The following is a 20,746-nucleotide window of genomic DNA, read 5'->3' as shown; positions in this document are numbered from 1 at the left end:
CCCACCGATGGAACACCGCATGTCCGCACAAACCGAGGCCGAGCACGCGCTCGCGCAGTTGCTGGTCGAAAGCCTGAACCTGGAAGATGTCCAGCCCGGCGACATCGATCCCGAGGCGCCGCTGTTCAATGCCGGGCTGGGCCTGGACTCGATCGATGCGCTGGAGCTGGCATTGGCAGTGAGCAAGCGCTACGGCTTCCAGCTGCGTTCGGACAATGACGAGAACCGCAAGATCTTCGCCTCGCTGCGGGCGCTGTCGGCGCACGTCGAGCAGCACCGCACCACTTGATCGCCCTGCTGCAACTGCTGCTGGCCCTGGGCTACGCGGTCCTGGCCCACCTGGCCAGCCTGTGGCAGCACGACGGCTGCGCGCTCGCCGCGCTGGGCCTGCTGATCGCGATGCTGCTGGTCGAACCGCTGCTGCACCGCCGGCTGTGGGCGTTTGCGGCGCTGCCCCTGGCCGGCTGGGGGGCGTACGCGCTGTACGACGCCGGCCAGGCCGCCTTGCCGTTGCTGCTGGTGCCGGTGGTGTTCGTACTGGCGATCGCCTGGATCTTCGCGCGCACGCTGCGCCCCGGCGTCGAGCCGCTGATCACCCGGATCGTGGCCGGGATCGAGGGCGGCGATCCGCAGGACATCGCACCGGATCTGCGGCGCTACACCCGCAGTCTGACCGCGGCCTGGGCGGCGGTGCTGGTGGTGATGGCGGCGGCCAACCTGGGATTGGCGCTCGTGGCGAGCCCCGGCGGGTTGCTCGAGCGCCTGGGGATCGCCTCACCCTGGCCGATCACCCCCGAGCAGTGGTCCTGGTTCGCCAATCTGCTCAACTACGGGGTCATTGGCGGCTTCTTCGCGCTCGAGTTCATGGTCCGCAAGCGGCGCTTCCCGGGCCGCTACCACAGTTTCGCGGATTTTCTGCGCAAGCTCGTGGGCCTCGGGCCGGTGTTCTGGCGCGACCTGCTGCGCTGAACCCGGGGGAGCACGCGCAGTCCGGGCGCGATCCCCGTATCCTAGCGCCCCAATGGAATACCGACAGACCCGCGCCGAGACCGGAGCGGCGACCTTCACCGCCCTGCCGATGCTCGCGTTGAATGCGCTGCAGTTCCTGTTCACCCTGCTCTGGACGGCGGGCTGGATCAGCGTGGCCCTGTGTCTGCAGACGGTCACCGGACGCAGCGGGCTGGCGCTGGACATGGCGCGCACGCGCTGGGCGCCGGGCCTGATTGGGCCGGCTGGCGGGTTGACGGTCGAAGGCGCCGACGCGGTCGACTGGTCGCGGCCGTATCTGGTGGTCGCCAACCACGAGTCGCTGCTCGACATCTGCGTGTTGTTCATGGCCGTGCCGGTGCCGCTGCGCTTCCTGCTCAAGGAGGAAATGCGGCGGGTGCCGTTCCTCAATCTCTACGCCCGCGCGACCGGCATGCTGTTCATCAGCCGCGACGACCGCCGCGCCGGCCCGCAGTTGCGACGCCAGGTCGCCCAGGTACTGGGGGCGGGCCATACGCTGTGCCTGTTCCCCGAGGGCACGCGCTCGCGCGACGGCCGGCTCGGCGAATTCAAGTCCGGCTCGTTCCAGGCCGCGATCGATGCCGGTGTCGACGTGCTGCCGATCGCGTTGCATGGCACCGGCGCGGTGCTGCCGGTGCAGGGGTTCTTCCGTGTTCGCCGCGGGCCGATGCGCGCCGTGGTCGGGCAGCCGATCCCGGTCGCCGGCCGCACCGGCGCTGCCGGCCGCCAGGCGGTGGCGCAACAAGCCCAGGCCGCGGTCGCCACGATGCTGGAGCGTTGAGGTGGTGGCTGACGCTCTCCTCGTCGAGGCGACGCATCCCTGCCTGCCCGGCCATTTTCCCGGGCGGCCGGTGGTGCCGGGTGTGGTGATCCTCGACCGCGTGGTCGCGGCGATCGAAGCGCTGCATGGTCCCTTGGGTGCGCTGCGCCTGCCGCAGGTGAAGTTCGTGCAGCCGCTGCTGCCCGAGCAGACCGCGGCGATCCGGCTCGAGCCGATCGCGGGGCAGGGGCCGCGCTGGCGGTTCCGGGTCGAGCGTGACGGCACGCTGCTGGCGTCGGGCGAGATCGCCGCGGCGAGCCCGGCATCGGCATGAGCAGCGAGTGGAAGCGCCGCCGCGAGGGCGGCGGGCGGTTCGCGCTGTCGCTGATCCGCAACATCGGCCGATGCTGTGGGCGCACGCCGGCGCGCGCGCTCCTGTATCCGATCACGCTGTACTTCCTGCTGCGCCGGGGCGCGGAGCGACGCGACTCGCGGGCCTACCTCTCGCGGGTGTTCGGCCGTCCTGCGACGCTGGGCGAGGTCGCGCGCCATATCCATACCTTCGCCGCGACGATCCTGGACCGGATCTATCTGCTCAGCGAGTCCACGCGCCGGTTCGACGTGCGCACCGAGGGCTTGCCGACGCTGCACCGGCATCTCGAAGCCGGACGCGGCGTGCTGCTGTTCGGCTCGCACCTGGGCAGCTTCGAGGTGCTGCGCGTGCTCGCGCGCCAGCGTCCCGACACGCCGATCCGCGTCGTGCTCGACCGCGCGCATGGCCGTGCGGTGACTGAATTGCTCGAGGCGCTCAACCCCGAAGTCGCCGCGACCGTGATCGATGCCGGCGCCGATGGGCCTTCGGTCGCGCTGGCGATCCAGGGCGCGCTGACCCAAGGCGCGATGGTCGCGCTGCTGGTCGATCGCAGCCAGGAGGGCGGTGCGACGCTCGAGGTGCCGTTCTTCGGTGCGCCGGCGCCATTTCCGGTCGCGCCCTGGTTGCTTGCCTCGGTGCTGAAGGTGCCGGTGATGCTGGCCTTCGGCCTGTACCGCGGCGGCAATCGTTACGACCTGGTGTTCGAGCCTTTCAGCGAAGGCGTTGATCTACCGCGGCGCGAACGCATGCACGGCGTGGCCGCACTCATCTGCCGTTACGCCGCGCGTCTGGAGCATCATGCGCGCAGCGCCCCCTACAACTGGTTCAATTTCTATGACTTCTGGAAACGCGACGCCCGCGCTTCGGTGGCGGACGCCTTGCCTGCTGCTGGCGATGCTGTGCCTGGCTCCGACCTGGAGCGCGGCGCAGACAGTTGATGCCCCGCTGCGTGCCGGCCAGTCGCGCGATCGTGTGCCGACGCCGTCGGCCGTCGCGCCGCGCAGCGTCGATGCCGACTGGATCCTGCAGCGGTTGACCCAGTCCGGGCCGAGCGCGACGCCGTTCGTGGAATTGCGCACGTCCTCGATGCTCAAGCGGCCGCTCGCTCTGGTCGGCGAGTACCGCCGCCCCGATGCCGGCACGCTGGTACGCGAGGTGCGCAGCCCCTACGCCGAGACCACGACGATCCGCGCCGGCGCGGCGACGATCGCGCGCGAAGGGCGCGCGCCGCGCACGTTCTCGCTCGCACGCGTGCCCGAGCTGGCGGCACTGCAGGACAGCTTCGGCGCGCTGCTCGCTGGCGATCGTACCGCGCTCGAGGCGCTGTATGCGCTCCAGGCCGATGGCGTGCCTGCCGACTGGACCTTGCGATTGACGCCGCGCGATCCGCGCGCCGCCAGCCGGCTGACCGCGATCGTGCTGCGCGGCCGCGATGCCGAGCTGCGCTGTATCGAGACCCAGCCCAAGCAAGGCGATCCCCAGCCGACGCTGCTTGGCGGAGCCGCGGCCGATGCCGCGGCGGTCGATTCGCCCGAGGCCGCGCGGCGGCTGTGCCACGACGTGCCGCGTTGAGCAGGGGGCCGGGCTTTCGCGAACGGCTGCTGCAGCGGCCGCGCCTGCGGCTGGGCCTGGCCGTCGCCTGGCTGCTGGCGCTGGCTGCGCTGAGCTGGGTGGCCGGGCAGGCGCTGGAGTTCAGCGGCGACCTGCGCCGCTTCCTGCCCGATGCGCGCACACCCGAGCAGCGGCTGCTGATCGACGAACTCGGTGACGGGCCGGGCTCGCGACTGCTGATGCTGGCGATCTCGGGCGAGGCGCCCGAGGCGCTGGCCGCGCGGTCGCGCGCGCTGCACGATGCGCTCGCCGGCGATGCGCGGTTCACGCTGGTGACCAATGGCGGCGAGGCGGGACTCGAGGCCTTCCCCGAGCATCTGCTGCCCTACCGCTACCTGCTGACCGATTCCTTCGACCACGCGCCGCTGGATGCCGACACCCTGCGTGACGCGCTCGATGCGCGCTTGCAGGATCTCGGCTCGCCGGCCGCCGGACTCGTCGAGCCGCTGTTGCCCTCCGATCCCACGCTCGAGGTCCTGGCCCTGGCCGAGGCCTGGCAACCGGCCGGCGCCCCGCAGCGGCTGCACGAGGTCTGGTTCGACCGCGCCGGCACCCATGCGCTGTTGCTGGTGGAGACCCGTGCCGCCGGCTTCGACCCGACCGGTCAGCTCGATGCGGTCGGCACGATCCGCGAGACCTTCGCCGAGCAGGCCCGCGGCAGCGCGGCCAGGCTTGAGGTCGTCGGTCCCGGCGCGTTCTCGGTCGATATCGGCAGCCGGACCCAGACCGAGGCGCAGCGCATCGGCCTGGTCGATACGCTGGGCCTGATCGTGCTGCTGCTGATCGCCTATCGCAGCTGGAAGATGCCGCTGCTGGGCGTGCTGCCGCTGGCAAGCGCGGGCATCGCCGGCCTGACCGCCGTCGCACTGCTGTTTCCCGGCGGCGTGCACGGCATCACGATCGCCTTCGGCTTCACTCTGATCGGCGTGGTCCAGGATTATCCGATCCACTTCTTCAGTCACCAGCGTGCCGGCCTGTCGCCCTGGCGCAACGTGCGCGGCCTGTGGCCGGCGCTGTCGACCGGCGTGATCGCCACCTGCATCGCCTATGCGACGTTCCTGTTCTCCGGCGTCGACGGCCTGCGCCAGTTGGCGGTGTTCACGATCGCGGCGCTGGTGGTGGCTGCGTTGGCCACGCGCTACCTGCTGCCGGGGCTGGTCGACCCGTCGCCGCCCGACATCGCCGCGTCGCTGCGGCTGCAACGGCTGTGGCACTGGATCGAGACGCTGCCGCGGCCGAAGTGGTCGCTGGCCGTCCTCGCGCTGGCCTCGGGGCTGGCGATCGCGTTCGCGCCGGGCGAGGTCTGGCAGAACGACCTGTCCAAGCTGACCCCGGTCGATGCGGCGTCGATGCAGCGCGATGCCGAGCTGCGCGCCGAGCTGGGGGCGCCCGACGTGCGGTTTGTCCTGGTCGCGCAGGCGCGCGAGCGTGACGCGGCGCTGGCGGCGACCGCCGCGCTGCGCCCCGAGCTCGATGCGCTGGTCGCCAACGGGCGGCTCGACAGTTACGACATGGCCGCGCGCTACCTGCCCAGTGCCGAGCTGCAGCGCGTCCGTCAGGCCGCATTGCCCGACACTCCCGCGCTGCGCGCGATGCTCGCCGATGCACTGGCCGGCTCTGCATTCAACGACGATGCCTTCGAGCCTTTCGTCGCCGATGTCGCGCGCGCCAAGACCGCACCGCCGCTGACCCGTGAGGACCTGGCCGGCTCGCCGCTGGCGACCGCGGTCTCGGGCCTGTTGCTCGAGCGCGACGGCCGCAGCACCGCGCTGGTCTCGCTCAGCGGCCTCGACGAACCTGCCGAGATCGCCGCCATTGCCGCTCACGCCCAGCAGCGCAGCCCCGGCGTCGAGCTGCGCCTGCTGGACATGAAGGCCGCGTCCGAATCGCTGGTGGTCGAGTATCGCGGCCGTGTCGTGGCTGCGATGGCGGTCGCGCTGGTGTTGCTGATCGCCACGGTCTGGATCGCGCTGCGCAGTCCACACCGTGTCTGGCGGGTGCTGTTGCCGACCCTGCTGACGCTGCTGGTCGTGATCGCGGTGCTGCGCCTGGTCGGCGTCGAACTGACCCTGTTCCACCTGGTCGCGCTGATCCTTGCCGCGGGCCTCGGCCTGGACTACGCGCTGTTCTTCGAGCATGCCGGCGACGACCGCGACGACCAGATCCGCACCTTGCACGCGATCGTGGTCTGCACCCTGATGACGCTGCTGGTGTTCAGCCTGCTGGGGCTGTCGTCGATCCCGGTGCTGCGCGCGATCGGCAGCACGGTCGCGCTCGGCGTGGTCTTCAATTTCGTGCTGTCGTTGCTGGTCGCGCGCCACCGCGGCGCGATCGAGGCTGCACGCTCGGAACAGGGACCGACCGCATGACCGGGCTCGATCGCGACGCCATCGCCTCGATGATCCCGCACCAGGGCGCGATGTGCCTGTGGGACACGGTCGTGGCCTGGGACGCGGCCAGCGTGACGCTGCGCAGCGCCGGCCATCGCGCGCCCGACCATCCGCTGCGCAGTGACGGCCAGCTGCGCGCGCTGCATCTGTGCGAATACGGTGCGCAGGCGATGGCGGTCCACGGCGGCCTGCGCGCGCGTCAGGCGGGTGGCCGGGTGCGGCCGGGCATGCTGGTCGCGCTGCGCGGCGTGCAGCTGCACGTCGCCCGCATCGACGACCTCGCTGGTGACCTGGACTGCGTGGCCGAGGTCCTGGTCGAGTCCGACGACAGCCAGCAGTATGCATTCCGCATCCGCTGCGATGGCGTGTTGCTGGCCGAGGGCCGCGCGGCAGTCATGCTGGGGACGTGAGGGGCGCATGGCGTTGCGGATGGCCCAGCCGCCGCGACGCCCGCTTCAGCGCATCACCAAGGCGAGGCTAGAATCGCCCCATGAACACTTCCAGCAAGCGCGCGCTCGTCACCGGCGGCAGCGGTGACCTCGGCGGTGCGATCTGCCGGCGTCTCGCGGCCGATGGCCACCACGTCATCGTCCATGCCAACGGCAATCGCGCCCGGGCGCAGGCGGTCGTCGATGCGATCGCCGAGGCCGGCGGCAGCGCCGAAGCCGTGGTCTTCGATGTCGTCGACGGCGAGGCCACGCGCCGCGCGCTCGAGGCATTGCTCGAGGCCGGCGCGATCCAGATCGTCGTCAACAACGCCGGCATCCACGACGATGCGCCGATGGCGGGCATGTCCGAAGCGCAGTGGAAGCGGGTCATCGACGTCTCGCTGCACGGCTTCTTCCACGTCACCCAGCCGCTGCTGCTGCCGATGGCGCGCAAGCGCTGGGGCCGCATCGTCAGCGTGTCGTCGGTCGCGGCGGTGCTTGGCAACCGCGGCCAGACCAACTACGCCGCGGCGAAGGCGGCATTGCACGGCGCCTGCAAATCGCTGTCGCGCGAGATGGCCAGCCGCGGCATCGCCGTCAACGTGGTCGCGCCCGGCGTGATCGCCGGCAGCATGGCGCAGGACGCGTTTCCTGAGGACATGGTCAAGCAGATCGTGCCGGCGGGGCGCGCGGGCACGCCCGACGAGGTCGCCGCGCTGGTCGGCTTCCTGTGCTCGGATGCGGCCGGCTACATCAACGGCCAGGTGATCGGCATCAACGGCGCGATGGGCTGAGCCGCGGTTACGGCGCGTGACCCCGATGTCCGCCCCCGGCCGTTCGCACACGGGACCGCGCCGGCCACGGCGTCCTCGGGAGGACCCCATGCGCTACCCCCTGCTGTTGACCGCCCTGCTGGCCGCGGGCCTGCTGCCGGCCCATGCGCGCGACCTGATGCGGCTCGAGGTACCGGTGCCGGTGGTCGCGGGCGCCGACATCGACGCCGAACTGCTCGAGCGTTGCAACATCGATGGCAACTTCACCCAGGCGCTGGTGCGCGAACTGCGCAAGGTCGCCGAGCCCGCGCAGGCGCCATTGGCCGACATGCGAGGGCGCGTGCTGAGGGTCGAGATCATCGATGCACTGTGGAGCGGCAACTGGTTCATCGAGCACACCCAGACGCTGCGCGTGCGCGGCGCACTGTACGAGGACGGCGTGCGGGTGTCGGGCTTCAACGGCGTGATGCAGGGTCACGGTGGCGGCCTGACCAGTGGGTGTTTCCAGATGAATGCGAATTTCCGCGCACTGACCTGGCATATCAAGCGCTGGCTGCGCAATCCGGTGGACGGCGCCCGGATCGGGCAGGGCGGCTGAGCCGGCACCATCCACGCCGGCTTCAGGTCGGGCGGGCGATGATCGGCCGGCGCCCATCCGGGCACCTACGAGTCGAGGCACCGCCATGCGCATCGTTCGCACCCTGTCGCTCCTGCTGGCCGTGGCGGCGATCGCCGGCTGCGCCAGTTCCCACGTCCTCACCGGCACGCCGCGCGCGCCGATCGATCCGGCCCAGGTCCGGATCTACCACGGCCCGCCGCCGGGTCACTACGAAGAGATCGCGATCCTCAACACCAGCAGCGGCGCGCTGACTTACGGCGAGCAGAACAAGACCGACTCGGTGCTGCAGAAGCTACGCAACGAAGCCGCCAAGCTCGGTGCCAACGGCGTGCTGTTCCAGGGCACCGCCGATGGCGAGCGCAGCGGCGGCGTCAGTGTCGGCGGCGGCCTGGGCCGTGGTGGTGGCCGGTCGTTCTCGGCCGCGGGCGTTGGCGTGGACATCAGCCCGCGCCAGAAGTACGCCAGCGGCATCGCCATCTGGGTCGCCAATCCGCCGCCGCCGGGACCCATGCCGCCGCCGGCGCGCTGATTGCCGCAAGCCGTCGAGTCTTCGCCAGAACCGCGGCAGCGCGTCCCCGCCGGCCGCGCGGGAACGATGGCGGGGTCAGGCCGCGTCGGCGTACCAGAGCGGGGGGAGCGAGGCCGGCGTATCGCCGGTCTCTGTCAGCAGCGCGTCCAGGCCGTGATCACCGATGTGCGGGTGCTCGGCGCGGGCCCGAGTCAGGATCTCGCGGGCGAGATGGCGCATGCGCAAGACGTTGTCGCCGACGCGCGTCACGAACGCATCGGTGTCGAGCGTATCGCCCAGCGCCCGGTTCATCTCGCGGAACCAGTCGATGCCGAACTGGTCGAGCAAGCGCGTCTGCGGCGACGGTCGTCCGCTGTTGCGTTCGCCCCATTCGCGCAGCAGCGGCTGCAGCGCCAGATTGAGTGCGCGGGCTTCATTGAACGACGGCCGCAGGCGCCCCAGCGTCGCCAGATCGGTCAGCCGGTCGGCGAAGAACAATGGCGCCAGTACCGCCCAGTAGTAGGTGTAGTCCCAGATCACCTTGAGCGGCATGACCTGGGCATCGCCGAACAGCGGGTACTGGTCCTGATAGAGCGTCAGGGTGTTTTCGTAGAACGAGAAGTACAGCTGCTGGTACAGCTCGGCATGGCGGCTGACGTCCATGCCGGCATGCGACTTGCCGATCAGGTCGCAGATGTAGGTGTTGCTGATCGCGATGAAGTCGCTGCCCGGCGAGTAGAACGGATCGAGGAACAGGCCCGCCTCGCCCGTCAGTGCCCAGCGCTGCCCGGAGAACACCTGCTTCACGCCGTGGGAAAAATGGCGCAGGAACAGGAAGTCCTGCAGCGTATGCTCAGTCCGATCAAGGCTGGCAGCCACCTGCGGCTGGTGGGTGCGCAGCCAGTCCATCGCCTTGGCGTGGGTGTTCATCGTCTCGAGCGGGTGCATCTTCGCGTCGCAGACGATGCCCAGCGAATGGGCGCCCGACGATAGCGGGATCAGCCAGAACCAGTAGCCCGGGCCGCACATGTGGTTGGTCGAGCGCCAGCGGTCAGGCGGGTCGCAGCGCTGCAGCCAGCGGGTGTCCTGCGACCAGGTGTTGGGATCGACGATGCCGTCCACGCGCCACCACACCGCGTTGGCGTCGTGATCGTTGGCCTGTGCCAGCCCGAGCTTGCGCTTGAGCAGGCCGGCGCGTCCGCTGGCATCGACGACCCAACGGCAGCGCACCTCGCGCACCGCGCCGTCCTGCTCGATACGGACGACGTGGTCGCCATCATCGTCGGCCAGGTCGATGCCGCGCACGATCGCGCCGTCGTCGAAACGCACACCGCTGGCGCGCACACGCTCGCCCAGGTGGTTCTCGAACCGGCCGCGATCGATCTGCCACGATGGTGTGGGCATCAAGCGGCTCACGCCCATTTCGGTGCAGCGATCGACGCGATCGGCGCCTTCGGAGAAGAAGAAGCGGAAGCCGAACTTGCGGATCTGCTCGGTCTCCAGATGCTCGCGCAGTCCCAGCACGTCGGCGAAGTAGTGCGCGCCGATCTCGACGGTCGACTCTCCGACCTTGTGCGCCGCCTCACGTACCGGGTGGGATTTGCGCTCGACCACCGCCACCGACAACGTGGGCTCGCGGTCGCGCAGTTGCAGCGCGAGGGTCAGACCGGCGAGCCCGCCCCCCAGGATGAGGACATCGACCGGGGCGTCGGCTGTATCGGAAGCGGGAAGCGTGGGCATCGTGCGGACCGTCCTGGGTGCGTCGGGGGAAGGCATCGGAACCGGAAGCGGGAGCAGCGTAACGCAGGCGGCGCGCGATGGCTCAGCCGGCCTGCGGCGAGCCGGGCGCGGCCGCAGGCTCGGGGTCGGGGGCGAGTGCGCCGGAATCGAAGATCACCGGCGGGTGCCGGCGCTTGCGTCGGTAGACATCGATCAGATGGCCATGCGCCAGCACCTGGCCGACGACGTGCGAGGTGATCTGGTAGAGGTCGTGGAACAGCCGGAAATGGCTCTTGCGGAACTGTTCGTCGGAATCGACGCTGTGATAGCGCGTCTCGACCGGCACCGACACCACGCCGCAGCCGAGCTGGCGTGCGGCCGAAATCAGGATCTGGGCTTCGAACACGAAGCCTTCGCCAGGCACATCCTGCAGGGCCAGCACGTTGGCCGGATACAGCCGCTGGCCGCTCTGGCTGTCGACCAGTCGATAGCCGCAGCCCCAGGCGATCCCCCAATCACCGAAGTCGTTGCCCAGGCGCCGATACCACGGTTGGGTACTGCGCTTGCGCAGCCTCGCACCGTTGACGATGCAGTTGGGGTGGTGATTGGCGGCCTCGATCAGGCGCGGGATGTCGCTGGCGCGATGCTGGCCGTCGCCGTCCATCGTCACCACCGCGGCGAAGCCGCGGCGCCGGGCTTCCGCAAAACCTGCGCGCAAGGCCGCGCCCTTGCCCATCCGGGACGCGTGGCGCAGCAGCGTCACCGGCAGCGCAGCGACGATGTCCGGCGTGGCGTCGTCGGAGCCGTCGTCAACGACGATCACATGATCGCAATGCGTCAGCGCGCCACTGACGACCTCGGCGATCCGCAGTGCCTCGTTGAGCGCGGGCACGACCACCGCGACATTGCCGCGGTGCAGAGGGAGCGCGGTCATCGCAGAATCTCCAGCGCCAGCTCGCGGTGCGGGCCCGCACGCAGGACCGCGCCGTCGCTTCCGGTGGCCAGGGCATCGAACAGGGGCAGCATCTGCGCCATCGCATTGCGCGGTGCGCGCGCCGACAGCGGCCCCGGTGCGGCGCTGGCATCGCCATCGCGCAGCGACGCCGACAGCCGCGGGCCATCGCCCTCGCGCGTGAGCACCAGCGCGCCGCCGAGCAGGCCTTCGCTGGGCGACATCGTCGACAGCAGGCCACTGGCCGTGCCGTCGTAGGCCACCAACAGCACCGCCTCGCTGCCAGCCGCGAGCTGCAACATGGCTTCCACCAGGCCCTGCGCAAACGTGGCGTCGTAGGCGCTGATCGCGGTTGCGGCCTCGGTACATCCTGCGCCGATCGTCCAGTAGCCGGCCGCCGCGTTGTGCACCGAGTTGTGGAACTTGGTCGGCGAGATCGCGGTCGGGTCCTGTGCGAGCGTTTCGCACATGTAGTCGGTGATCGCCAGTTCGCCGTGGGTGGAGGCGAAGACTGACGGCAGCGACGCCGGGTCGCGGCCGGCCGCCTGGCAGGCGGCAAGCGCCACCTCCAGTGCGACCGCGACCGAACCGGGCGCACGTCGTCGCTCGTTGGGTGCGAGCAACTGCGGCGATGGCCGGGTGGGTGCGGCGTCGGGCAGCGCGCCGGTGGCGGCGAAGGCCTGCGCGGCGGACCAATCGGGCAGGCCGTCGTTCCAGAAGCCGATCCCGGCGATGCTGGCAGTCAGCGCGCTCATGCGGCCGCCTTGCCGAACAACAGCGCGCAGTTGTTGCCGCCGAAGCCGAACGAATTGTTCATGGCGTAGTCGATCGTGCGCTGGGCATTGTCGAACCGGATCTGCGGCCCGCATGCCGGGTCGCGCACCTGCGATTCGAGGATGCCCGGCAGCAGGCCGTGCTCGAGCGCGGTCAGTGCGAACACCGATTCGACGATGCCGGCCGCGCCAAGTGTGTGGCCGGTCCAACCCTTGGTGGAACTGGCGTGCAGGGTGGCGGGGAACAGGGTGTCGACCGCGCGCGCTTCGACCGCGTCGTTGGCCGGGGTCGAGGTGCCATGCAGGTTGAGATAGCCGACCTGGCCGGCATCGATACCGCCACGAGCGAGCGCGCCCTGCATCGCCAGGATCGCGCCCAGGCCTTCGGGGTGCGGCGTGGACATATGGTGTGCATCGCTCGATTCGCCGTAGCCGCGCAGTTGCAGGCCGTCGTCGCCGCGCGCCGGGCGCTCGAGCAATGCGAAACCGCCGGCCTCGCCGAGCGACAGCCCGTCGCGCGCGGCATCGAAGGGCCGGCAACGCTCCCGCGAGACCAGCCCGAGTGCGTTGAAGCCGAACAGCACGCTGCCGCACAGCGTGTCCACACCGCCCACCAGCGCCGCGTCGACCACACCCGCCTCGATCATCCGCGCCGCCTGCGCGAAGACCTTCGCGCTCGACGAACACGCGGTCGCGACCGTGATGCAGGGGCCGCGCAGCCCGGTGGCGTGTTGCAGGAAATCGCCCAGCGAATGCGGGGTATGCACGATCGGCCGGGCCAAGTCGTCCGGGAACCGGCGGGTGCCGTCGTCGCCGGTCACCGCGCGCGCGTAGGCCTCCTCGCTGGCGCCGATGCTGGCGGTCGAGGTGCCGACCACCAGCGCGACCCGGTCGGCGCCGTGGCGTGCCACCAAGGCCTCGAGCGCGTCGGGCAGGCCGTCCTGCTGCAGTGCCAGCCAGGCCAGCCGGTTGTTGCGGCATTCCCAGCGCGCCAGGGCGGCTGGCAGCGCAGCGTCCTCCAGCCCGTCGACGCGGCCGATCCAGGTGGGCAGCGGCGTCGCACCGAAATCATTGCGGCGCAGACCGCCCCTGCGTTCGCGCAGGGCCTCGCGCTGCGCCGCTGCGCCGCGGCCCAGTGCGGTGGTGGCGGTGTAGGCGCGGATGGCGACGGGCGGCATCGGCGGCAACGATTGCGATGGGGGCACGCGGGGGGTCCGGCTCGGGAAGCGGCCGAGTATAGCCACCGGGCGTGAGGCTAGAATTCAGGGCGCACCCCAGTACCGCCGCCGCGCAAATCCCTTCCCATGTCCCGTCCTCGCCTGCTGCATCAGTTGCGCCTGCTCGTCGATCGCGATGCGCTGCATGCGCTGGTGGTGGCGGGCAGTGCCTGCGTGCTCAGCCTCGGCCTGGTCTACGTGGGCTACGTGGTGCACGTGTGGCGGGTCGCGCGCAATGCCCCCTGCGCGCCGGCGCGCGGGGACTGCGTGTTGCTGTTCGGCAAGCACGCGCCCGGTGGCCGGCTCGACGCGGATTTCCAGGCGCGCCTGGCCCGGGCCGCGACACTGTGGGATGCGCGCGCGCCGCGCAGCCTGCTGCTGCTTGGCGGCGGGCCCCAGGGTGCCCCGACCGAGGCGGCACTCGCCCGTGAGGCGCTGCTGGCGCGCGGGATCGCCGCCGATGCGCCGCTGCTGCTGGAGGACCGCTCGCGCGACACCCTGCAGAATCTGCGCAACGCGCGTGCGCTGTTGGCGCAATCGACCGGGGCGCCCGTGGGTCAGGTCACCCTGCTCAGCAGCCGCTACCACTTGGCGCGCTGCGCATTGCTTGCTGGCCACCTGGGCCTGGACTGGGAACTGTGCGCCGCCGAGCCCGCGCTGTCCTGGCGCCCGACGACCTGGTGGCGGATCGCAGGCGAGGCCGCGTATCTGTGCTGGACCGACGTGGGGATGCGCTGGGCCCGGCTGATCGGTCACCGCCGGATGCTCGCGCGGCTGGGCTAGAGCGGCGATCCACCAGACCACGCTCGCGGACGCGCTTTGCGCCCGCGAGCGGCCGACGCTAGCGCGCTGTCCGCCCCCGTTGCGCGGGCACGAACCGGGTCTCCACGGCCTCCGCCAACTGGTCGGGCGGCAGCAGGCCCTGGTCGAGCAGGAAGTTGTTGAAGGCCAGGCGATCGAAGCGCTCGCCCAGTGCCAGCTCGGTGCGCATGCGCAGTTCGAGGATGCGGGTGTAGCCGTAGAAGTAGCTGGTCGCCTGGCCGGGTGCATTGACGGTGTAGCGGTCGAGTTCCTGACGCGCCATCGCCGGCGACAGCATCACCTCGTCGGTCAGCACGCGGCCGGCGCGCTCGCGGTCGATCAGGCCCAGGTTGAGCATCGGATCGAGCATCGCGCGGGCGGCGCGCAATAGGCGGAACTGCAGCGCGATCAGCTGGCCGTCGAGCGGCTCGTAGGGCACCAGTTCTGCCTCGGCGTACAGCGCCCAGCCCTCGACGTTGACCGAATTGAACGCGAACATCGAGCGCGCCAGCGACACTCCGCGCTCGACCATCGCGGTGAACTGCAACTCGTGCCCCGGGCGGCCTTCGTGCGCGGACAACGTCCAGCGCACCGCATCGAAATTGAAATCATCATAGGCCGCGTGCTCGCCGTCTCCGCCCGGATTGCCCAACGGCAGCACGAACGTGCCCTGCTGGCCGGTATTGCCGACCAGCGGCGCCGGGCGGAAATGCGGGGCGGGTTGCGCGGCCGATTCCGCGGGCGAGCCCAGGCGCATCTGCATCGCCCGCTGCGGCACGTCGACAATGCGCTCGCGCGCGATGATCGGATCGATCGCATCGATCACGTCCCGATAGCTCGCCTCCAGACGGTCGTCGGGAATCGCATCGCGCTTGAGCGCGGCGATCACCTCGCGATAGTCGGTGGCGGTGATGCCGTTGTCCTTGGCGACCAGCGGCGCGAGCTGTTGCATCTGCGCGCGGATCTCCATGAAGGCCAGTTGCGCGCGCTGCATCAGCAACTGCGGGTCGATATCGGTGCCGTACTGCTTGAGCCCGAAGGCATAGAGCTCGGGCGGTAGGCGGGTGTCCTCGCGGGCCTTGGGCAGCACGACGGTGCGTGTCCACTGCGCGTAGTCGGCGATCTCCTTGGCGATCGCGTCCAGTGCCGCGTCCGCGCCCTCGACCTTGTACTCAGCGAACAGGTCGCGGATGCCGGCGGCATAGGTGTCGGCGCTTTCGAGCGCGCGCTCGACCTCGCGGCGCGTGGGCGGCAGCAGCGTCGTGTCCGACAGACGCTCCTCGTAGCGCTCGCGCGCCAGCCGCGTGATCGGCACGCTGCCGGGCGCGAGGCCCGCGTAGCGTTGCAGGCGCGCGAGTGCATGGCTGCGCCGCTCGGGTGGCGTCTGTGTCGACAGCAGGGCATTGATGCCGTTGAACACCAGTTGTGGCGCATCGGTCCACGGCAGCAGGAACCGCTCCTCGAGCAGGCTGCCCTCGATGCTGTCGTCGATGCTCTTGAGCAGGATCTGCAGATCCTGGCGCACGTTGGCGTCGCGCTCGAGCTCGAGCTGGGTCTGCAGCCTCGCGCGTGCACCGGTGATCGCCTCGCGGTAGCGGCGGGCATGATCGGGACCGAGGTCGGCGACCTGGTCGTCGTAGCCGGGCACGCCGAAGAAGCCGACCGATTCGGGCTGGAACGGGGCCTGGGCGTCGATCAGGATCTGCGCGAGGTCATTGCTGCGGGCGACCCAGGCCGGCCCGGCCAGTTGCGCCGCGGACGCTGTCGCGGCGGCAGTGTCGGCATGGGCACCGGCCGCGAACGGCGTGGCGAGGGTCAGGGCGATGGCGAGGACGAGCGGCTTCATGGACAAATCCGGCGGCGACGATCGGGTCACCGTAGACGCCGCGCCCCGCGTCGGCAATGCCCGGAAGTCAGGGCGCGATCGCGGGCTCGCCGACGCCGGTTGCCTGGTCCACCAGGGTCACCATGCCGTCGTCCGTCGCCTTGATGAAGAACAGCGAGCCGTAGCGCCATTGACCGCGTTTGCGCTTGGCCTCGACATACAGCGTGCCCTGACCCTTGGGCCCGGTCAGGGTCACGATGAGCCCGGCCTCGCCGGTACCGCCGCCGAGGGTCGAGGTGTTGATACTGCCTGCCGGCAGGAAGCCCTCGGTCATCGGTTCGCCGATCAACGCGATGACCTCCCGGTCCGCACGGGCGCGCGCGACCGCATCCTGGTAGACATCCGAACCGACCAGCGTGCTGCGCACTCCGAACAACAGGACCGCGATTGCGAGCGCGGCCAGCGCGATCGCGGTCACGATGGCCACGGGCAAGGCCCACTTCCAGTGCCGCTGCCACCAGCCGCGCGAGGGCGTCGGCATGGTGTGTGGCGGGGTGGGACTGGGGGGCAACGGCGGAGGCATGGCGGACATGTGGATGGCTCGCGGTGCGGTCAGGGCGCGAGGCAGCGCTGCAGGAAGGCCTCGGTGGTGCGATAGCGATGCAATGCGTCGCGACCGCGCAGGCCGTGCTTGGCGCCGGGGTAGGTCATCAGCTCGAACGGCGTGCCGGCCGACTGCAGCTGGCTCATCAGCTGCGTGGCATTGGTGAACAGCACATTGTCGTCGGCCATGCCATGGATCAGCAGCAACGCATTGGGCCGGATGTTGTCGGCGTGCGTGAACACGCTGGCTTCGCGATAGCCGTCGCCGTTGGTCTTGGGCAGCCCCATGTAGCGCTCGGTGTAGTGCGTGTCGTAGAGCGCCCAGTCCGCGACCGGTGCGCCGGCGACGCCGCAGGCGTAGGCCTCGGGTGCCTTGGACAGCAGCATCAACGTCATGTAACCGCCGTTCGACCAGCCGTTCACCGCGATGCGGTCGCCGTCGACCCACGGCTGCGCCTTCAGCCAATCCACGCCGCGGACCTGGTCCTCGACCTCGACCGTGCCCTGGCGCCGGTAGAGCGCGCCGACAAAGTCGCGGCCGCGCCGCGGCGTGCCGCGATTGTCGAGCGAGAACACCACGTAGCCGCGCTGCGCCAGGTACTGATGGAAGCTCGCGTCTGCGCGTCCGGGCCAGGTGTCGAGCACGGTCTGAGAGGCCGGACCGCCGTAGACGTACACCACGACCGGGTAACGCTTGTTTGCGTCGAAGTCCGCGGGCCGGATCAGCGAATAATGCAGCGGCGTACGCCCGTCGGCCGCGGTCAGCGTGCCGAACTCGGTGGGCAGGTGCGCGGCCCGATAGGGCGCATAGGGGTGGTCGGCCGCGGCGAGGTCGTTGTCGACCAGCGTCGCGACCTTCGTGCCGTCGGCGCGGTGCAGCGCGATCTGCGGTGGCGTCGTGGTGTTCGACCAACTGTCGACGTAGACCGAGGCATTGCGCGCGAAGCTGGCGCTATGCATGCCCGGCTCGGTCGACAGCGCCGTGTAGGCCTGCCGGCCGTCGAGGCCAACGCTGTAGAGCCGCGACTCGGTCGGCCGGGCGACGGCCTTGCCGTCCTCCAGTGCCATGCCCGCGCGGAAGTACACACGCCCGGCGGCCTCGTCGACGGCCAGCAGCGCATCGACCGGCCAGTCGCCGCGCGTGAGCTGCGTCGCCCGGCGTCCGTCCTCACTCATCAGGTACAGGTGTTGGAAGCCGTCGCGCTCCGACGACCACACAAAGCGGCCATCGGCGAGGAACCGCAGGTCGTCGTGCAGCGGCACCCAGGTGCGACTGCGCTCGACGAGCAGCGTGCGCTGGCGGCCGGTGGCGAGCGTGGCCTCGATCAACTCCAACGTCTGCTGGTCACGAGACTGGCGCTGGAACGTCAGGCGTTGCGGGTCGCGCCACTGCACGCGGGCAAGATAGATGTCCGGATCGCGTCCGAGGTCGACGGCGGTCGCAGTGCCGCCCTGCGGCGCGATCACGTGGAGCGAGATGCGCACATTGTCGTCGCCGGCCGCCGGATAGCGCTGCTCGACGACATCGGTGCGATCGGGATAGACCTCATAGCGCTTCTGCACCGGCACCGGCGACTCGTCGATGCGCGCATACGCGATCGCGCTGTCGTCGGGCGCCCACCAGTAGCCGGTGTGCCGGTCCATTTCCTCGTCGGCAACGAACTCGGCCACGCCATTGCCGATGGTCGCGCTGCCGTCGGTGGTCAGTCGGCGCTCGGCGCCGCTCGCCAGATCCACGACCCACAGATCGCGCGCCCGGACGAAGCTCACGAAGCCGCCACGCGGCGAGACCTTCGGGTCGGTGGCGAACCCGCCGCCTTGGGTCAGCTTGCGGACCGCGTCGCGCCCGGTCTTGGCCAGATCGTAGAGATACAGTTCGCCGCCGAGCGGAAACAGCAGCGTGCGCGCATCCGGCGCCCACTGGTAATCGACAATGCCCGACTGCCCGGCGATACGTTGGCGCTCACGTCGGGCCTTCTCCTCGTCGCTGAGCGTCTCCTCGCCGGGCAGCACGACCTTCGAGTCGACCAGCATGCGGGTCTGCCCGCTGGCGATGTCGTACTCCCACAGGTCGAGCTGATTGCGGTTCTCGTCCTTGCCGCGCAGGAACGTCACCCGCGACCCGTCCGGCGCGACCTGCGGCTTGAGCAACGTCGGTCCCGACAACGGCGCATCGCCGGTGATCGCCTCGAGCGTGAGGCGGCCGTCTGCAGGCGGTGTTGTGGCGAGCGCGTCGGTGGCGGTGGTGGCGAGCATCAGAGCGGCAGCAGCAAGGACGGAGCGCATGGCGGATCCAGTGGAGCGGGGAGGGGAGTGTAACGAGCGGTGTTGTGCAGGCAGGTGGCGCATCGCACGTGGGTTTTTCAGTTCCCATTCACTGATGTGAAGTGATATCTTCACATGTGTATTGGTATCGCACTTAAGTGCGACTCCGATTAGGCACAAGCGCGTATTTGCGCGCGGACAATCAGGGGTAGAAAGACATCGAATGGGATTTCCCGCCAAGCCGAGGATGGCATGTCGAACTATGTTATTGGTGTCGCGCGGAACGGAACAGCCGCGACCGCACGATCCGGTTTGTTGACGGTGCAATGACGCAGGAAGCTGTTGATAGGAATGCTCAATTGGGAGTCGGTGTTGGTCAGATGCTGTCGCATCCTGGTCAGACAGCGGCGGCGCTAGCTGCGGTCGTTTCTAATTACCCGGTACAAGTGGCGAGCCGTTTTGGCTCGGGTGTTGCGGTAGGTGCCTTCTTTACGTCTTATGTTGGTGCAGCTACGACTGCTATGGCGGGTTATGGGTCGGCATTTAAGGCGGCTCATCAGAATCCTGGCGCCATAGCTATAGCTGCAGTTGTTGGTGAGGAGATGTGCCCGTGAAAACTTTGTGGAAGTTCTCTTGCCCATCTTGTGGGTCGCCAGAGCAAAATTTCACTGCTGTTGGGGCATTAGGGCGTGTCATTAGGAAGAATTGCGAAAGATGTGGTGCGAAAATAAAATCGGAGTTAAGTTTATCGAAGTATGTTTTTATGGTTTCCTATATTAACTTGATTGCTGCTCTAGCACTTGCTCCCATGGTGATTATGTTGGTTGCTGGGCGATGGGGTTTGGCGCTAGCGTTTGGTGCTCTGTTTTTTGTTCTGGTGTGGCCGCCGGCCATGATGATTCACGCTCGCAACGCAGTCGCTCTTGACTAAGGAAAGAGGGGGCATGGCGAGTGGTAGCGACTGTGACTTCCTTGTATCTCCTGGTGTAGGCGCTGAAGAGTTTCTGAAGATGATTCCACGCGGTGTGTGATTGCAATCGGCGATGAGTAGTGCCGTTGCGTTGGGAGCGCTTTTGGCCGCCGCTTGTACATAAGCTGGCGCTCGGTCGGTAAAACCAAAGAGAGCGATATTATTCGGTCGAGATTGGCTTTGTCAATAATCTGGGTCGGCTTCTGAGACGGTGGGGGGGCCTGGTGGAGATGCCGCTCCCCAGTTGGCCTTGGTTGCGATTCTGGAGGCGCTCGATGGGCGGTGGCCCTATATTTCTAGTCCTGATTTTTTGTGGTGCGGCAGCTGTTGCCTTTTTTGGTTGGGTAAGCAGGCTGCATTTGGTGGCGGATCGTAAGCCGGTGGACGTAGACGATCTCTATCTTTCTGTATCCAGCAAGGTAGACATCGCGGCGTTGCGCGCAGTTATGCGAGGGGTTGGTGAGTCCTATTCCATAAACCCAGAGCTTATTCGGCCAGAAGATCCACTATCTGGATTTATCAAGGCCGACTCTTGGCTCTTGGGCGCTGGAACGGAGCGTCTAAATGAATGGTTGGCTGATAACCGACTGGATGCTCATTTGGCGTCATCCTTGACGGTGCTCGAGCTCGCGCAAGCCTTGGAAGATTCCCGTCGGTCTTCCAATTGATCGGACGCCGCTGAAGCAGGTAGGCCGATAGGAGATTAAGCCAACAATGCTTGCATTGCCGAGTCATCGTGATCGGCGTGGTCACGCTATGTCGACTAAGCACTGCATCGGTCTGGCACGCAGTGCCGCCGGGCGGGCCTGGATCGCGGCATGTCATGGCGGCGCTAAGACACCGGGCTGGATCGCTGCGAACCACGCTTACGACTGCGCTGTTCTAGGCAACTCGCTGGATGATTACAACCTTGGCTTTCCTGGCCAGTACTACGATGCGGAGACAGGCTTCTGGTACAACGGGTTCCGTGACTACGACGGGCGTACAGGTGGCTATCTGCAGAGCGATTCAATTGGACTGGCAGGTGGGTTTAACACAGATGGTTGCGGCGGATGACATCCGGTTTCGTTTGTTGATCCGTCTGGATTGGGGGGGGATTTGCGAGGGTCTCCGATCCTAACTCTCTCGCTTTTCGTGTGGGTAGGGGCTTT

Annotated in this window: 21 protein-coding genes; 14 read left to right on the top strand and 7 right to left on the bottom strand. The window is 68.8% G+C overall.

Annotated features, from left to right (window positions below):
• The first annotated feature begins 19 nt into the window (after nucleotides 1-19).
• From FHW73_RS00920 to FHW73_RS00870, 11 genes are all read left to right on the top strand, one after another.
• Nucleotides 20-289: a phosphopantetheine-binding protein gene (locus FHW73_RS00920; protein ID WP_183424834.1), complete on the top strand. Its 270-nt coding sequence runs from the start codon at nucleotides 20-22 to the stop codon at nucleotides 287-289.
• A complete protein-coding gene (locus FHW73_RS00915; protein WP_221187381.1) occupies nucleotides 286-969 on the top strand; it encodes a ketosynthase in 684 nt (227 codons plus the stop codon). The genes FHW73_RS00920 and FHW73_RS00915 overlap by 4 nt, the downstream gene beginning before the upstream one ends.
• Before the next feature lie 109 nt (nucleotides 970-1,078).
• Nucleotides 1,079-1,789, top strand: a complete 711-nt coding sequence (locus FHW73_RS00910; RefSeq protein WP_183425343.1) for a lysophospholipid acyltransferase family protein — start codon at nucleotides 1,079-1,081, stop codon at nucleotides 1,787-1,789.
• A gap of 4 nt (nucleotides 1,790-1,793) precedes the next feature.
• Nucleotides 1,794-2,102 (top strand): hypothetical protein, encoded by a 309-nt coding sequence (locus FHW73_RS00905; protein WP_183424833.1) that lies wholly within the window; start codon nucleotides 1,794-1,796, stop codon nucleotides 2,100-2,102.
• Complete coding sequence (locus FHW73_RS00900) at nucleotides 2,099-3,079, top strand: acyltransferase (RefSeq protein WP_183424832.1); 981 nt, start codon at nucleotides 2,099-2,101, stop codon at nucleotides 3,077-3,079. Before FHW73_RS00905 ends, FHW73_RS00900 begins: the two co-directional genes overlap by 4 nt.
• On the top strand, nucleotides 3,036-3,713 hold the full coding sequence (locus FHW73_RS00895; protein WP_221187380.1) for a LolA-related protein: 678 nt from the start codon (nucleotides 3,036-3,038) through the stop codon (nucleotides 3,711-3,713). Before FHW73_RS00900 ends, FHW73_RS00895 begins: the two co-directional genes overlap by 44 nt.
• Nucleotides 3,710-6,121 (top strand): MMPL family transporter, encoded by a 2,412-nt coding sequence (locus FHW73_RS00890; RefSeq protein ID WP_255492535.1) that lies wholly within the window; start codon nucleotides 3,710-3,712, stop codon nucleotides 6,119-6,121. Before FHW73_RS00895 ends, FHW73_RS00890 begins: the two co-directional genes overlap by 4 nt.
• Nucleotides 6,118-6,552, top strand: a complete 435-nt coding sequence (locus FHW73_RS00885) for a phosphotransferase (protein ID WP_183424831.1) — start codon at nucleotides 6,118-6,120, stop codon at nucleotides 6,550-6,552. Before FHW73_RS00890 ends, FHW73_RS00885 begins: the two co-directional genes overlap by 4 nt.
• A gap of 80 nt (nucleotides 6,553-6,632) precedes the next feature.
• Nucleotides 6,633-7,364, top strand: a complete 732-nt coding sequence (gene fabG, locus FHW73_RS00880) for a 3-oxoacyl-ACP reductase FabG (protein ID WP_183424830.1) — start codon at nucleotides 6,633-6,635, stop codon at nucleotides 7,362-7,364.
• A gap of 88 nt (nucleotides 7,365-7,452) precedes the next feature.
• Nucleotides 7,453-7,941 (top strand): hypothetical protein, encoded by a 489-nt coding sequence (locus tag FHW73_RS00875; RefSeq protein WP_183424829.1) that lies wholly within the window; start codon nucleotides 7,453-7,455, stop codon nucleotides 7,939-7,941.
• 85 nt (nucleotides 7,942-8,026) lie between these two features.
• Nucleotides 8,027-8,491 carry a hypothetical protein gene (locus FHW73_RS00870; protein WP_183424828.1) on the top strand — a complete coding sequence of 155 codons (465 nt, stop codon included), beginning with the start codon at nucleotides 8,027-8,029 and terminating at the stop codon, nucleotides 8,489-8,491.
• A gap of 75 nt (nucleotides 8,492-8,566) precedes the next feature.
• Here the strand turns inward: FHW73_RS00870 and FHW73_RS00865 are convergent, their stop codons facing one another.
• The 4 genes from FHW73_RS00865 to FHW73_RS00850 all read right to left on the bottom strand — a co-directional run bounded on the left by FHW73_RS00865 (nucleotide 8,567) and on the right by FHW73_RS00850 (nucleotide 13,092).
• Complete coding sequence (locus tag FHW73_RS00865) at nucleotides 8,567-10,210, bottom strand: tryptophan 7-halogenase (RefSeq protein WP_183424827.1); 1,644 nt, start codon at nucleotides 10,208-10,210, stop codon at nucleotides 8,567-8,569.
• Nucleotides 10,211-10,292: 82 nt separating this feature from the next.
• Nucleotides 10,293-11,123, bottom strand: coding sequence for a glycosyltransferase family 2 protein (locus FHW73_RS00860; protein WP_183424826.1), 831 nt, complete (start codon nucleotides 11,121-11,123; stop codon nucleotides 10,293-10,295).
• Nucleotides 11,120-11,896: a beta-ketoacyl synthase chain length factor gene (locus FHW73_RS00855; protein ID WP_183424825.1), complete on the bottom strand. Its 777-nt coding sequence runs from the start codon at nucleotides 11,894-11,896 to the stop codon at nucleotides 11,120-11,122. The genes FHW73_RS00860 and FHW73_RS00855 overlap by 4 nt, the downstream gene beginning before the upstream one ends.
• Entirely contained in the window at nucleotides 11,893-13,092 is a 1,200-nt protein-coding gene (locus FHW73_RS00850; protein WP_183424824.1) for a beta-ketoacyl-[acyl-carrier-protein] synthase family protein, read from the bottom strand. Before FHW73_RS00850 ends, FHW73_RS00855 begins: the two co-directional genes overlap by 4 nt.
• Nucleotides 13,093-13,218: 126 nt before the next feature.
• Between FHW73_RS00850 and FHW73_RS00845 the strand changes: the two genes are divergently transcribed.
• Nucleotides 13,219-13,914, top strand: a complete 696-nt coding sequence (locus tag FHW73_RS00845) for an ElyC/SanA/YdcF family protein (RefSeq protein ID WP_183424823.1) — start codon at nucleotides 13,219-13,221, stop codon at nucleotides 13,912-13,914.
• A 58-nt stretch (nucleotides 13,915-13,972) separates the two neighbouring features.
• Here FHW73_RS00845 and FHW73_RS00840 read toward each other — a convergent pair whose 3' ends face one another.
• From FHW73_RS00840 to FHW73_RS00830, 3 genes are all read right to left on the bottom strand, one after another.
• Nucleotides 13,973-15,778 (bottom strand): DUF885 domain-containing protein, encoded by a 1,806-nt coding sequence (locus FHW73_RS00840; protein ID WP_183424822.1) that lies wholly within the window; start codon nucleotides 15,776-15,778, stop codon nucleotides 13,973-13,975.
• A 67-nt stretch (nucleotides 15,779-15,845) separates the two neighbouring features.
• A complete protein-coding gene (locus FHW73_RS00835; RefSeq protein ID WP_183424821.1) occupies nucleotides 15,846-16,298 on the bottom strand; it encodes a cytochrome c oxidase assembly factor Coa1 family protein in 453 nt (150 codons plus the stop codon).
• Between the two features lie 71 nt (nucleotides 16,299-16,369).
• Nucleotides 16,370-18,646 (bottom strand): S9 family peptidase, encoded by a 2,277-nt coding sequence (locus FHW73_RS00830; RefSeq protein WP_183424820.1) that lies wholly within the window; start codon nucleotides 18,644-18,646, stop codon nucleotides 16,370-16,372.
• A gap of 1,224 nt (nucleotides 18,647-19,870) precedes the next feature.
• Here FHW73_RS00830 and FHW73_RS00825 point away from each other — a divergent pair.
• A complete protein-coding gene (locus FHW73_RS00825) occupies nucleotides 19,871-20,263 on the top strand; it encodes a hypothetical protein (protein WP_183424819.1) in 393 nt (130 codons plus the stop codon).
• Nucleotides 20,264-20,351: 88 nt separating this feature from the next.
• Complete coding sequence (locus FHW73_RS00820) at nucleotides 20,352-20,651, top strand: RHS repeat-associated core domain-containing protein (protein WP_255492534.1); 300 nt, start codon at nucleotides 20,352-20,354, stop codon at nucleotides 20,649-20,651.
• Nucleotides 20,652-20,746: the final 95 nt, after the last annotated feature.

Source organism: Luteimonas sp. RC10 (assembly GCF_014192745.1).
In the GTDB taxonomy this organism is placed as follows: domain Bacteria; phylum Pseudomonadota; class Gammaproteobacteria; order Xanthomonadales; family Xanthomonadaceae; genus Luteimonas.
The sequence above is the reverse complement of the archived record's forward strand: the minus strand, read 5'-3'. Positions and strand labels throughout refer to the sequence as shown.